Origin of the sequence: Burkholderia cepacia, assembly GCF_029962485.1 — a bacterium.
In the GTDB taxonomy this organism is placed as follows: domain Bacteria; phylum Pseudomonadota; class Gammaproteobacteria; order Burkholderiales; family Burkholderiaceae; genus Burkholderia.
The window spans coordinates 510856-524053 of record NZ_CP073638.1 but is presented as its reverse complement, the minus strand read 5'-3'; the positions used below and the strand labels follow the sequence as shown (position 1 = coordinate 524053).

Below are 13198 nucleotides of genomic sequence, written 5' to 3'. Positions count from 1 at the left end.
TGGAACGGGGGCGGCGCCGCGGCGCCCGCCCCGCTCTCGTTCAAAGTTGTTCGGCGCGGCCCTGGCCGCGGGCGAAGCTCGCCACCACCGATGGTCGGCTTCGCACGACCGCGCCGCATCGTCCGATCGGACGTGACGATGGGCGCGGCCCCGTTCACGCGCAGGCGCGTTCCTTCTCCTTGTTGAAGAACGGGATCACGTGCTCGCCGATGTTGCGGATCGTCTCCATCTGCGCTTCGTGCGGCACCGTGCCCATCTGGCACAGGAACAGCACTTCGTCGACGCCGGCTTCCTGCAGTCGGCCGACATAGCCGATGCAGTCGTCCACCGTGCCGTACGCATGGTTCGGGTTCATCATCGCGAGCGCCGGGTCGGCGAAGTTCACGACGACCTCCTCCGACGCGAAGCGCGAGCGGATCACCATCTCGCCGGTGTCGGCCTGCACGAGGTCGTCGCCCCACTTCGCCGGGTCCGGACGCTCGCCGCCCGTGTACCAGTACGCAAGCGACTCCATGAAGTAGCGCTGGCCGCGGATGCCGATCTTGCGGGCAGCCTGGCCGTCGGCCATCACGACCGTCGGGCACAGCGCCGCGAGGTGCTGGGTCGGGCGGAAGCCGACCTGGTCTTCCGGCTTGCGGTTCGCCCACGCTTCGCGGTACACGGCGTTCTTCTTCGCGACTTCGTCCGGGCCGCCGAAGCCGAGCACCAGCGCGCCCATCCCGCGCTGGCCGGCGCGCAGCAGCGCGTCGGTGTTCGTACAGGCGAGGTACATCGGCGGGTGCGGATCCTGGAACGGCTTCGGGTGGATCGGGCGCTTCGGGATCTTGATGTACTTGCCGTCGTGCTCGATCTCGTCCTGCACGAACATCTTCGGCACGAGATACATCGATTCGTCGATCATCGGCTGCAGTTCGTTGAGGTCGTAGCCGAACGCGCCCGCTTCCTGCTGGCTGCCGCCCTTGCCGACGCCGAAATGCACGCGGCCGCCCGACAGGATGTCGAGCAGCGCGACGCGCTCGGCGACCTTGATCGGGTGGTTCATCGCGGGCGGCAGGCACACGACGCCGTGGCCGAGGCCGATGCGCGTCGTGCGGCCGGCCAGGTAGGCAAGGAAGGTTTCCGGCGCGCTCATGTGCGCATAGTTGGTCAGCGACGTGTGCTCCACGCACCAGATCGTGTCGAAACCGACCTGCTCGGCGAGCAGCGCCTGCTCGACCGTCTCCTTGAACACCCGGTGGTCGCCCTCGCGCGATGCGTCGGTGGTCTGGGCTTCGTAGATGAGGGAAAACTTCATTGCGTACGTCTCCATGTATGTTGGACGAGTCGGGGTCGCGCAGGCCGCCCGCACGATACGGACGAATAGCGACGGTCCACGAATGGGAGTGTCGGCGCGCCGGCTGGCGCGGACATCATCTGTTCGGAGTAGCTGCACGCCTGCGGGGACAGAGGGGTTTCACCGTCATCCGATCGGACTGCGTGGCGGCGCGAGCGACGCGCTAGCATCGACCGGCGGCGCATTGCACGCCGCCCACATCAAGACAAGGGAGAACCGGAATGAAGGTATCGATGCTGCTGTATCCGGTCGACGACATCGACACGGCGCTGCCGCTGTTCGTCGACGGGCTGGGCCTGAACGTGAAGTTCCGCGACGGCGACCGCTATTGCGCGCTCGACGGCGGGCCGCTGACGATCGCGCTGGTCGCGGGCGACGAGCAGATCGTCGAGCGCGCGGCGCTCACGCTGCGCGTCGACGAGGACGACGACCTGTATGCGGCGATGGCGCGGGTCGTGAAGGCCGGCGCATCGGTGCGCGTGCCCGTGCAGGTCGGGCCGCACGAATACCGGGCGGTGCTGGAAGACAAGAACGGCGCGCTGCTCGTGATTTCGCAGAAGCGGTCCGCCTGACGATTCGCGGCGCAGGCGCAGGCGCGTGCGCCGGCGCGGGATGGTGGCGCATTGCGCGCATCTGCCGGCATGAGCGGCATTAGGCGTCCGCGCCCGACGCTCGCAGGTCGCTGGTTTCCAGCAGCTCGAGCAGCGTGCCGGCCGGCTCGCTGAGCCGCTTCGCGGCGAGCGCGATGAATTCGACGTCCGGCAGCACGGGCAGCCCGTCGCCGTTCACCGGCGGCGCTAGGCCGCGCGCGGACAGGTATTGCGACGTCGCGGTCAGCCCGAGCCCCGCACGCGCGGCCGCGATGCAGCCCGGCTGGCTGCTGCTCGAACACACGACTTCCCAGCCGATCCCTTTTTCCGCGAGCGCGTTCAGCACGACCGCCCGCGTGACGCTCGGCTCGGCCACCAGCACGAGCGGCAGCGGCCGCTCCAGGTCGACGACGGTGCCGGGCCGCGCAACCCATTCAAGCCGGGCGCGCAGCAGCGGCGTGCCGCGCCGCTCGCCCAGCCGCCGCTTGCCGACCATCAGGTCCAGCGCGCCGGCATCCATCAGTTCGTAGAGCCGGCTCGTCATCCCGGTGGTGATTTCCAACGCGACGTCCGGATGCGCGGCGCGGAACGCGGCAAGCACCTCCGGCAGCGCGACGAGCGCGAGGTCGTCCGACGCGCCGAGCCGCACGCGCCCCTGCAGCCGCGGCTTGCGAAACTGCGATTCCGCGCGATTGAGCGCCTGCAGGATCACGTTTGCATGCACGAGCAGCGCCTCGCCGTCGGCCGTCATCGCGATCGAATGCGTGTCGCGCACGAACAGCCGCCGGCCGACGCTCTCTTCGAGACGACGGATGTGTTCGCTGACGCTCGACTGGTTGAGCCCGAGCTGCCGGCCCGCTTCGGTGAAGCTGCGGCAGTTCGTGACGGTCGCGAACGTCTTGAGCCAGACGGGATTGAGCATCCCGCATTGTCATCGGCAATTTCGATGACAGTCAATGCCTTCAGGCAGCTTCCCGATGACCACCGGAATCGGTACCATCGAGCAATTGAAGTCCGGCAGGCGCCGCGCGACCGCGCACGGGCGCACCCGCACCGGACCTTCGCACCATCGATTTCGCCATGTCCCGGGAACCCACACACTCCGCGCTGCTCTGGATCGTCGCCGCTGCGTTCTTCATGCAGTCGCTCGACACGACGATCGTCAACACCGCGCTGCCTTCGATCGCCCAAAGCCTGCATGCGTCGCCGCTCGCGATGCAGCCCGTCGTGGTCGCCTACACGCTGATGATGGCGATGCTCACGCCGGCGTCCGGCTGGCTCGCCGACCGGTTCGGCACGCGCCGCGTGTTCTCGGTCGCGATCCTCGTGTTCGTGCTCGCGTCGATCGGCTGCGCGGCGTCGCATACGCTCGGCCAGCTCGTCGTGGCGCGTGCCGTGCAGGGCATCGGCGGCTCGATGCTGCTGCCGATCGGGCGGCTCGCCGTGCTGCGCCGCGTGCCGGGCGAACAGTACGTCGCGGCGATCGCGTTCGTGTCGATCGCCGGCCAGCTCGGCCCGATCGTCGGGCCGACGCTCGGCGGCTGGCTCACGCAGGCGATTTCGTGGCACTGGGTGTTCATCGTCAACGTGCCGGTCGGCGTGGTCGGCTTCATGGCGGTGCAGCGCTACCTGCCGCACGACCAGGCGACGCAGCCGCCGCCGTTCGACTTCATCGGCTGTGCACTGCTGTCGGTCGCGATGATCGCGCTGTCGCTCGCGATCGACCCGCCGATGCCTGCGCATCGTGCCGCATGGGCGGCCGCGCTCGCCGTGATCGGCCTCGCGAGCGCGCTCGCATACCTGCCGCATGCGCGGCGGCGTGCGCAGCCGCTGTTCCGGCTCGGGCTGTTCCGCGAGCCGAACTTCGGTTCCGGGCTGCTCGGCAACCTGCTGTGCCGGATCGGCACGAGTTCGGTGCCGTTCATGCTGCCGCTGCTGATGCAGGTGCAGCTCGGCTATACGCCGCTGCAATCGGGGCTGATGATGCTGCCGGCCGCGATCGCCGGCGTGATCGCGAAACGCTGGATCGCGCCGCTCGTGAAGCGCTTCGGCTACGCGGCGTTTCTGGTCGTGAATACGGGAATCGTCGGCTGCGCGATCGCGGGGTTCGCGCTGGTGTCGGCGCGGCCGGCGCCAGTGCTGGAGGGGGTGCTGCTGATCGTGTTCGGCGCCGCCAACTCGATGCAGTTCGCGGCGATGAACGGCGTGACGCTCAAGGGGCTGTCGCATGCCGACGCCGGCAGCGGCAACAGCCTGTTCACGATGATGCAGATGCTCGCGATGGGTCTGGGCGTGTCGATCGGCGGCGGGCTCGTGAACCTGTTCGCCGCCTATCAGGGCTCGATGGCGCACGGATTCATGCTGTCGTTCGCGTGCATGGGGGTCGTCACGTTGCTGTCGTCCGCCGTGTTCCGGCGGATCGATACGGCCCCGCCGCCAACCCATGCGGCGGCGCGACCGTCCGCGTAAGCGCGGCCGTCAGTTCGCCTGCCGCCGCTCGACCACGCGCTTGAGCACCCAGCGGATCGACGAACCGTCGGCCGGCGGCTGCGCGACGTGGTATTCGTCGATTTCAAGCGTGTACAGGTAGCCGGGCTGATAGGCGAACCCTTCGATGCCGGCGTACCACAGGCTCCACGGCTCGCTCGGGCTGCTGCGCACCTGCAGGCACTCCATCGGCGCGACGCCCGTGCAGCGCGCGGACTGCGGCGCGACGTAGACGGTCTTGGTCACGGGCTTGCCGTCGGCCGGGCGGGCCGCATTCGGCGCCGTGGCGGCCGCGTCGGTCTGGCATCCGGCAAGGAGCGTGCTGCCGGCAATCACGGCCGCGCCGAGCAACGTTCGGGTCTTGTGATTCATCTGATGTTCCTCTGGGAGCGTTGGAGGGCCGATTAGACGACCGGCGCGACGAGAAAGTTCACAAATACCTTACAGAACGCACTCGACCACCCTCATTTATGGGATGTCGCGCGCGAGCCGATACGTTACCGTGTTCCGGTTACGCCACGCGCATCGCCGCCGGCGGTCCGAACGTGCACGCCAGGCGTCCTGCGACCCGGCGGCCGCAACAGGAGACATCCCGAATGACCACGGCGCCCCCGGCCCTGCCGCCGAACCTTGCCCAATCGAAACTGACGCTCGAGCAGTTCGACGCCTTGCTCACGACCATCTACGAAGGCCCGCTCGAAGACGTGCCGTGGGGCGCCGCGCTCGAGCAGATCCGCGTGCACCTGCACGCGAACTACGTGACGATGATCCTGCGCTGGCCGGCCAGCGGGCAGACGGGGCTGATGATCAACGCGTCCGAGGAGAGTGCGCCGCTGACGGGCGTCGCGTCGTACAACACCTACTACTACGCACTCGATCCGTTCGTGAACCTGCCGGCCGATCGCGTCGTCACCGTCGACGAATTGCTCGGCGTCGGCGTCTGGCGCAACAGCGCGATGTATGCCGAATTCCTGCAGCCGTTCGACGTCGGCTATCTGATGGGCGCCGACCTGCGCACGCACGACGGCGTCGAGTGCCGCTTTCGCGTCTGCCGTCCGCATCGCAGCCATGCGTTCTCGGCGGCCGACAAGGCCGTCTGCAACGCGCTGCTGCCGCACCTGAAGCGCGCGGTGCGGCTGCACGCGAAGTTCGGGATGGTCGAATCCGAGCGCACGCTGTATGCGAGCACGATCGACCGCATGCTCGTCGGCACCGCGATTCTCGACGAGCGCGGCACGATCATGCGGACCAACTCCGTCGCCGACGAGATCTTCGCCGAATGCGACGGCCTGCGCGTGCGCGGCGGCACGCTCGAAGCGTCGTATCCGCTGGAGGACCGCAAGCTGCAGAAGCTGATCCGCCAGGTGCTCGCGGAACGCACGGGCGTCACGCCGTCGGTCGCGCACGCGATCGCGGTGCCCCGCCCGTCCGGCAAGCCGCGGCTCGGCGTGCTGATCCGTGCGGTACCGTTGAGCGAGTGGTCGGAGGACAATCCACGCCGGCCGGCGTGCGCGATCTTCATCCGCGATGCCGAGCGCAAGTCGCAGGCGTCGCACGACATCGTGCGCAAGCTGTTCGACCTCACGCCGGCCGAGACCGCGCTGGCACTCGCGCTCGTCAATGGGCAAACGCTCGAGGAAGCGGCCGATGAACTCGCGATCAGCAAGAACACCGCGCGTTCGCACCTGCGTGCGATTTTTTCGAAGACGGGTGTCACGCGGCAGGCGACGTTGGTGCGGATGTTGTTGAACAGTGTGCTGTCGCTGGGGTGAGGGGTGCGGCATGGACTGGCGGTGGAGCCGGTTGCGGCGTTCGCGCGGAACGCTCGACGTCGCGGCGCACAAAGCCTTCGCGCACGGCTTGCGCCGATTACATTACGATGACGGCACCCATAACAACATGACCCTCGACAATGGCCGATAAACGATCCGGGATTCCGACAGGAAAGCGCCGCCTTGCCACCGCGATGACGAGTCTGCTCGTCTGCGCCGCGGCGTTGACCGCAAGCTGGCGCGTGCAAGCGGAACAACACAACGATTTCATGAAATTCCTCACCGGGCCGACGTACGATGGCCCGGTCGCCGAACCGAAACTGCGCACGGCGCAGGACCGCGAGTTCGCCAGGAATATTCGCGACGGCGCCTCCACCAATGAAGTGACATTCGCGAGTCGTTACATCCTGTGGACCTTTGATTGCGGACACAGTGACAATTGCATGCGGGTATTCGCGCTCGACGCGAAAACGGGCGACGTGTACTGGTTTCCGTACATCGTGCGCGAGCTGACCATCGCGGACGACACCACACCGACGGACTTCCGCTCGGACAGCCGCCTGCTCGTCGTGAACGGCAAGCCCGATGGTCAACCGCGCGGCCAATACCGCTACCTGTTCGAGAACGGCAAGTTCCGGTTGCTGGACAAGCACGCAGACCGCTGACGCCACGGCACGTGGCCGCGGGAATCATGCGGTCGTGACAATGGCCCGCTCGGCGAGCGTCGTCGACGACCGCTTCACCGCGCATCGATCGTGTACCATCGACGCTTCCCGATACGCTTTCACGCGCTGCCTTCGTCCGCCCGGCCACGCCCGCGCGGTTCGCGCAACGCGCCTCCCCCTCGCATGCCCTCACCCGTTCCGTCCGACGCCGCGCTGCGCCCGCTGCCGATCGATTCGCTGACCGTGCCGGCCGCGCTCGACGGACGCGCGGGCACCAACCGCTCCGGCAGCGCGCATCCGCAGATCGCCGCGACCAACGATCTCGACGCCGTGCGCGCGTGGCTCGCGCGCTTCGTCGATACGCCGACCACGTTCCAGAACTACCGCAAGGAAGCCGAACGCCTGCTGCTGTGGGCCGTGATCGCGTGCGGCAAGCCGCTGTCGTCGCTCACGCACGAGGATCTTGTCGTCTACCGGCAGTTCCTGCTCGCGCCCGCGCCGGCCGACCTGTGGTGCGCAAACGGCGGCCGCAAGCATCCGCGCGACGATCCGCGCTGGCGGCCGTTCTACGGGCCGCTGTCGGCGGCCAGCCAGCGGCAGGCGCTGGTGATCCTGAACGTGATGTTCTCGTGGCTCGTGCAGGCCGGCTATCTGGCCGGCAACCCGCTCGCGTTGTCGCGGCAGCGGCAGCGCCGGCCCGCACCGCGCGTCACGCGCCATCTCGGACAGCCGCTGTGGCAGTCGGTCAAGGACGCAATCGCCACGATGCCGCGCGACGATGCGCGCGCAAGCTTCCATGCGGATCGCGCACGCTGGCTGTTCACGCTGCTGTATCTCGGCGGGCTGCGCATCACCGAAGCGGCCGACACGACGATGGGCCAGTTCTTCTGCCGGCGCGACGCGAACGGGCACGATCGCTGGTGGCTCGACGTGACGGGTAAAGGCGGCCGGCAGCGGCTCGTGCCGGCCACCGGCGAGATGATGGCCGAGCTGTCGCGCTACCGGCGCGCGCATGGCCTGCCCGCGCTGCCGTCGGACGGTGAGCCCACGCCACTCGTGCTGCCGGTCGGCCAGACGCGCAAACCGCTCACGCGCGCCGCGCTGCACCGGATCGTGAAGCAGGTGTTCCGGCACGCGGCCGACCAGTTACGTGCGAACGGCGAAGCCGGCGACCAGCAGGCGCGCGTGCTCGAACAGGCGTCCGCGCACTGGTTGCGCCACAGCGCGGGCTCGCACATGGCCGACGGCCGCGTCGACCTGCGGCTCGTGCGTGACAACCTCGGCCATGTGTCGCTCACGACGACGAGCCAGTACCTGCACGCGGACGACGACTGGCGGCATCAGGAAACGGAGGAGAAGCACCGGATCGGTTGGTAGGCGGTAGGCGGTCGGTAGCCTACGCGCTGCGTGCAGCACGCGAGTGCGTCCACCGATGTCGATGTCGACACCGGCCCATGTTTCGCCCCGGCGCTCAGTGGTCGAGTTCGAGTCCGCCGAGGCCGCCGTTGCTGCGGCACTTCGCGCGGTCGCTTTCCGCACGACCCGTCACGCCCGGTCAGTACACCGCCACCCAATGCCCGGGCACCCACGCCCAGTGATTACCAGCCCAGCGGTAATGCCCCTTCGCCCAGTGATAGCCCGGCGCGGGCGGCGGCGGCGCCACCTCGACGAGCGGCGCCGGCTGCGGCGGCCGCACGGGTTCGACCACGCAGGCGGACATCAGTACGGCACTCGCGGACACCAGCACCGCAAGCGAAACGGATCGGATCTTCATCGTCAATTCTCCCTGTTGTGTAATGTGTAATCGGTTGGCGGAAGCCACCGCGGACACGCGCCGCGTCACGCAGCCCCGCGGATCAGGCCGGTCATGGGCCGTGTCGCGCCGCTTTCCGCGAACAGTGCGGATGCGGTTCGGCGAGGGTCGAGCCTCAGGCTTTCAGCGGCCGCGCCCGAGATCAGCGCGTCGAGCGACGCGGTCGGCTTCAGGTCGCGCCCTTCGTACAGGTCGCCCGGCCTCAGCCCCGGCCAGTCGGCGATCACACGGCCGCCGGCCACCGCGCCGCCCGCGAGCATCGCGACCGACGCCTGCCCGTGATCGGTGCCGCCCGTCCCGTTCACGGCCGCCGTGCGGCCGAACTCGGTCGCGACCAGCACCGTGGTCTGCTGCCAGGCGGGCCCGAGACCGTCGCGCAACGCGGCGAGCATCGTGTCGAGCGCTTTCAGCTGGTTCGCGAGCCGCGCGTTCTGCGCGCTGTGCGTATCCCAGCCGCCCGTCTCGATCATCGCGATCCGCGGGCCGTCGTCGCGCGCGAGGAACGTCGCCGCGAGCTTGCCGACGCCGGCCGGATCCTGCCGCGCATGCGCATCGCCGGCGAGGCCGCGTGCGTCCATCGCCGACTGCCACAGCGGACCGAGCTGCGCGTCGGCCTCGTAGAGCGACGACACGCGCGCGAGCAGGTCGTCCGGCGCGGCCGGCAAACCGGACGGCGCATACGACGCGGCCTGCACGGTGCCGCGCAACGCGAGCGGCACGGTCGGTGCGAACGCGATCGCGTTCTCGCGCGTCGCCGGCAGCAGCGCGGCGAGCCGGTTCAGCCAGCCGTCCTTCACCTGGTATGGCGCACGTCCGCCCGTTTCGAGCACGTTCTGGCCGTCGAAATGCGAGCGGTCGCGATACGGCGACGCAATCGCATGGACGAACAGCGCCTGCCCGTCGCGGTACAACTGCGCGGTCTGCGCAAGCGACGGATGCAGCGCGAACGTGCCGTCGAGCCGCGTCGCGGCCGCGGTGTCGATCGCGAGCGGGCCGCGCAGCGTCGCGTACGCGGGTTCCGCATACGGGACGACGATGTTCAGGCCGTCGGCCGCACCGCGCTGGATCACGAACACGAAGCGCCGGTCGGTCGCGACATTCGCGAACACGATCCGCGGCGCGACGAGGATCGCGCCCGCGCCGGCGGCGGCTACGCTCAGGAATTGTCGGCGTGACAGGGCCATGGTCATCTCCGTTGGAAATCGGGCGAGACGAGCAGCAAAGCAAGCGACGTCGTCGCGCTTTCCGCGCGCGACAGTGCGGTCGCGGTCGGCGTGCTCATCGAACCGGCAAGCAGCGTGTTGCCGAGCGTGCGCGGATCGAGCCGGTCGCCCGTGCGCGCGGCCAGCCGCTGTGCAATCTCGACGCGGCGCACGAGCGCGTCCGGCGCGGCCCAGCTCGCGGCAACGTCGTCGTAGCCGGCCGGCGAGCCCGGCCGCCACACCGGCTGGCCAAGCTGCGCGAGCAGCGGCGCAGCCTTCAGGTCGCCCGTGTCGCGCCAGCCGAGCCCGCGCAGCGACGACACCGCCCACTCCCACGGCGTCTTGAACTTGCGGTTGACCGGCGACCACGCGTCGGGCGCATCGACGAGCGCGCGATAGACGGTCGGCAGGTCGCCGCCGCTCGCGTCGAACGCGCGGGCCAGCCGGTCGGTCAGCGCGGGCGGCGGATTGTCGGCGACGAAATGACGGGCAAGCTGGAACGCGATGTGCCGGCCCGTCGCATCCGAGCGCGCGAGGTCGTGCAGGATCGCACGCGCCTGCGCTTCGCCCGGCTGGTCGTAGGTGCGCCCCATCACCGTGCGCATGCCCGGTTCGTGCAGCTTGGGGCGGAACACGAACGCACCGGGTGCGGCATCGCCCGGCTGCGGCCCACGCCCGCCGGCGATGCTCCAGCCGGTCAGCGCACGCGCGAATTCCGTCACGTCGGCTTGCGTGTAACCCGTGCGGACGCCGAGCGTATGCAGTTCCATGATTTCGCGCGCGAGGTTCTCGTTGAGACCGCGCTTCGCCGCGGGATTGCGTGCTTCGGCGCGCAACGCAGCCGGGCTGTCGGGGCCGACCGAGCGCGCCTGGTCGAGGAACACCTGCATCGCGGGATGCTGTTCGACGGCGACGAGCATGTCCTCGAAGCGGCCGAGCACGTGCGGGCGGATCGCGTCGCGTTCGAATGCGCCCGCATACGCGGCCACCTGCCCCTTGTCGACCGACACCGCGAAATGGTTCGCCCAGAAATGCACGAGATGTTCGACGAACGGTGTGGACGTGTTCAACGCACTGTTCATGCGCGCGGTAACCGCACTGCGATAGACATCGTAGCCATCGCGCCGGATCGATTGCGCGGTCGCGCGTTTCGCTGCCGCGTCGTCGCCCGTCATCGCGTTGCGCGCGTTCGCGAAGCGTGTCGCGAGCGCGACCGCGTCGGGCTCGCCGGCCCACGCGGCGGGCCGCGCGTCGTAACGATCGAGTTGCGCAACGAGCGCCGCCTTCGGGTCGGCAGGCGGCGCTTCGTCGGCCCGCGCGCCGAGACCGAAGCGGTTCAGCGCAATCGCGGCCGGCGTGATGTCGTTCGGATGGTCCATGACGGGCTCTCTCGCGGTGCGTACCCACGTTCAACGCGGATGCGCCGGGAAATCCGTCGCGGAAATCGCAAATAAATTTCGAGCGGGGAAACGCGGGGCGGCGTGATCGGTGGAAGTCTAGTAACGCGGCGATGCACGTCATGAACGACAGCGGCGCGGCAATCCACCGGAAACGGCGCACGCATGGCACGTGACCGAAAGCGCACGACGGCGACACGCGGTTCGCGTGCCGCCGTCCGGCAGGTGTTACTGACTCGCCGGCGTGTCCGGCTTCTTCTGCAGCTTCGGCGGCAAACGCCAGTTCCCGCTGTGCTGCAATCCGTCGACGAACTTCGCGCGCTCGTCGGGTGTCAATGTCGCCGCGAAATCGACGACGCTGCGCTCGACCTGCGCACGCATCGCGGTATCGGCCGCGCGCGTACGATCGAGCGCGGCATCGATCGCGGCACGATCGAGTTGCGGCGCGGCGAGCAGGTCCAGCACGGTGATCCGGCCGTCGCGCCCTTCCCGCGCGAAATCGCGGCCGTCCTTGCGCGCCGCCTTCAACGCGGCGGCGAATTCACGCTGCCGCGCATCGGGCAATTCGTCCGCCGCGAAACGCAACGCCGTGCGCGATGCAGGTGCGCCTGCCGCATGCAGGTCGCGATGCGTCGAGAACCACTGATAGGCGCCGCCGCCGATCGCGCCGAGCACGAACACGTTCAGCACGACCGAGCCGACGAGGATGAATTTCCAGCCACGTTCAGTCATTCATCGCTCCAATCCACGCTCGGGCCGCCGAACGTCGTCGTCAGATAGCCCGGTTCATGCTGCGGCGCTGGCGCGCTGCCGAGCATCAGCATCGACACGGCCACCGCGCCCGCGAGCGCACCGGCCAGGCCGACGCCCGCGAACGCCGCGCCCGACCACCACACATTGCCACGCCTGCGTGCGCGCTGCGGCGCGGGCGCCGTCGCGACGATGCGCTCGACCAGCGACGGCGCGGGCGGCGCGACCGTGTCGTACGCGAGCCAGGCATCGAGGTCGGCCGCGTCGTCCAGTGCGAGCAACGCTTCGCGCGGGTTCGCTTGCGCCCATGACTCGGCGGCCACGCGCTCGCCGGCCGGCCAGCGCCGCGCGTCCGAGCCGTACGCGGCGACGATGGTACGAAATCGTTCGGGTGTCATCGCTTGTCCTCGCTAGGTGGGTCGCCGGCCAGCTGCGCGCGCAGGTTGCGCCTCGCGCGGGCGAGCAGGCTTTCCAGCGCATCGACGGTGATGCCCATCAGGTTGGCCGCTTCCACATTCGACATTTCCTGATAGTACTGGAGCACGAGCGCTTCCCGCTGCCTCGGCGGCAATGCGGCCAGCGCCTGCCGCACGCGCACATCGCGCGAACGCAGCTCCGCCTGCGCGGCCGGCTCCGGTTGCGTGTCGGGCACGTCGGGCAGCGTGTCGACCGGCTCCTCGCGGCGGCCGCGCAACCGGTCGTAGCACAGGTTCAGTACGACGCGATGCAGCCACGTATCGAAGCGCGCCTCGCCTTCGCGCCAGCGCGGCGCCTGGTTCCAGATTCGCAAGAACGTCTCCTGCGCGACGTCCTCGGCTTCGTTCCGGTCGCCGAGCATGCGCGTCGCCAATGCAAGCAGCCGCGGCAGCTTGCGCGCGACGAGCACGCGCACTGCCGACGAATCGCGCGCGCCGACGCGCGCGACCAGTTCCGCGTCCGGATCGCGGTCGCCGCGATCGTTCAACGCCGCCTGCTCCGTCGCGCGGCGCACGGGCGCCGCACTGTCACGGCAGGGGAACCCGCCGCCCGGCTGAAGCTCATCGTCGTGCTCTCCTTGCATGCGTCGGGCCATCATCGGACGGCGCCACGCCGACTGTTCGGCGCCGCCACGCGGATCGCGCGCGGCGTCGCACACGGCGTCGGCCAAGCCCGTTTCATCGACATCCGGTTCGCGCGGCATATCGATCCT

The 13198-nt window shown here is 69.3% G+C and carries 14 protein-coding genes; 5 read left to right on the top strand and 9 right to left on the bottom strand.

The features are described from left to right. Positions 1–154: 154 nt before the first annotated feature. The gene (locus KEC55_RS18785) at positions 155–1294 is read right to left on the bottom strand and encodes an LLM class flavin-dependent oxidoreductase (RefSeq protein WP_011355016.1); all 1140 of its coding nucleotides are present in this window, start codon (positions 1292–1294) and stop codon (positions 155–157) included. Between the two features lie 260 nt (positions 1295–1554). Between KEC55_RS18785 and KEC55_RS18780 the strand changes: the two genes are divergently transcribed. After that, positions 1555–1905 (top strand): VOC family protein, encoded by a 351-nt coding sequence (locus KEC55_RS18780; protein WP_282509517.1) that lies wholly within the window; start codon positions 1555–1557, stop codon positions 1903–1905. 79 nt (positions 1906–1984) lie between these two features. Here KEC55_RS18780 and KEC55_RS18775 read toward each other — a convergent pair whose 3' ends face one another. Continuing rightward, on the bottom strand, positions 1985–2845 hold the full coding sequence (locus KEC55_RS18775) for a LysR family transcriptional regulator (protein ID WP_282509515.1): 861 nt from the start codon (positions 2843–2845) through the stop codon (positions 1985–1987). A 158-nt stretch (positions 2846–3003) separates the two neighbouring features. On the opposite strand from KEC55_RS18775, the gene KEC55_RS18770 reads away from it, so the two are divergent. Then, on the top strand, positions 3004–4392 hold the full coding sequence (locus tag KEC55_RS18770) for a DHA2 family efflux MFS transporter permease subunit (protein ID WP_282509513.1): 1389 nt from the start codon (positions 3004–3006) through the stop codon (positions 4390–4392). Positions 4393–4401: 9 nt separating this feature from the next. Here KEC55_RS18770 and KEC55_RS18765 read toward each other — a convergent pair whose 3' ends face one another. Next, positions 4402–4782 carry a DUF4377 domain-containing protein gene (locus tag KEC55_RS18765; RefSeq protein WP_282509511.1) on the bottom strand — a complete coding sequence of 127 codons (381 nt, stop codon included), beginning with the start codon at positions 4780–4782 and terminating at the stop codon, positions 4402–4404. 224 nt (positions 4783–5006) lie between these two features. Between KEC55_RS18765 and KEC55_RS18760 the strand changes: the two genes are divergently transcribed. The 3 genes from KEC55_RS18760 (at position 5007) to KEC55_RS18750 (ending at position 8224) form a co-directional block, all read left to right on the top strand. Continuing rightward, positions 5007–6182, top strand: coding sequence for a helix-turn-helix transcriptional regulator (locus tag KEC55_RS18760; protein WP_282509509.1), 1176 nt, complete (start codon positions 5007–5009; stop codon positions 6180–6182). Positions 6183–6322: 140 nt separating this feature from the next. Then, positions 6323–6847 carry a hypothetical protein gene (locus KEC55_RS18755; protein WP_282509507.1) on the top strand — a complete coding sequence of 175 codons (525 nt, stop codon included), beginning with the start codon at positions 6323–6325 and terminating at the stop codon, positions 6845–6847. Positions 6848–7030: 183 nt separating this feature from the next. Beyond that, positions 7031–8224 carry a tyrosine-type recombinase/integrase gene (locus KEC55_RS18750; protein WP_282509505.1) on the top strand — a complete coding sequence of 398 codons (1194 nt, stop codon included), beginning with the start codon at positions 7031–7033 and terminating at the stop codon, positions 8222–8224. Between the two features lie 178 nt (positions 8225–8402). On the opposite strand, the gene KEC55_RS18745 is transcribed toward KEC55_RS18750, so the two are convergent. The 6 genes from KEC55_RS18745 to KEC55_RS18720 form a co-directional block, all read right to left on the bottom strand. Further along, positions 8403–8621, bottom strand: a complete 219-nt coding sequence (locus KEC55_RS18745) for a YXWGXW repeat-containing protein (RefSeq protein WP_282509503.1) — start codon at positions 8619–8621, stop codon at positions 8403–8405. 65 nt (positions 8622–8686) lie between these two features. Beyond that, the gene (locus KEC55_RS18740; protein WP_432626310.1) at positions 8687–9844 is read right to left on the bottom strand and encodes a DUF1501 domain-containing protein; all 1158 of its coding nucleotides are present in this window, start codon (positions 9842–9844) and stop codon (positions 8687–8689) included. Between the two features lie 2 nt (positions 9845–9846). Next, on the bottom strand, positions 9847–11241 hold the full coding sequence (locus KEC55_RS18735; RefSeq protein WP_282509482.1) for a DUF1800 domain-containing protein: 1395 nt from the start codon (positions 11239–11241) through the stop codon (positions 9847–9849). 246 nt (positions 11242–11487) lie between these two features. Beyond that, a complete protein-coding gene (locus KEC55_RS18730; protein WP_282509480.1) occupies positions 11488–11991 on the bottom strand; it encodes a periplasmic heavy metal sensor in 504 nt (167 codons plus the stop codon). Continuing rightward, a complete protein-coding gene (locus KEC55_RS18725; RefSeq protein ID WP_282509478.1) occupies positions 11988–12407 on the bottom strand; it encodes a hypothetical protein in 420 nt (139 codons plus the stop codon). The genes KEC55_RS18730 and KEC55_RS18725 overlap by 4 nt, the downstream gene beginning before the upstream one ends. Then, a complete protein-coding gene (locus KEC55_RS18720) occupies positions 12404–13189 on the bottom strand; it encodes an RNA polymerase sigma factor (protein ID WP_282509476.1) in 786 nt (261 codons plus the stop codon). The genes KEC55_RS18725 and KEC55_RS18720 overlap by 4 nt, the downstream gene beginning before the upstream one ends. Between the last annotated feature and the right edge of the window lie 9 nt (positions 13190–13198).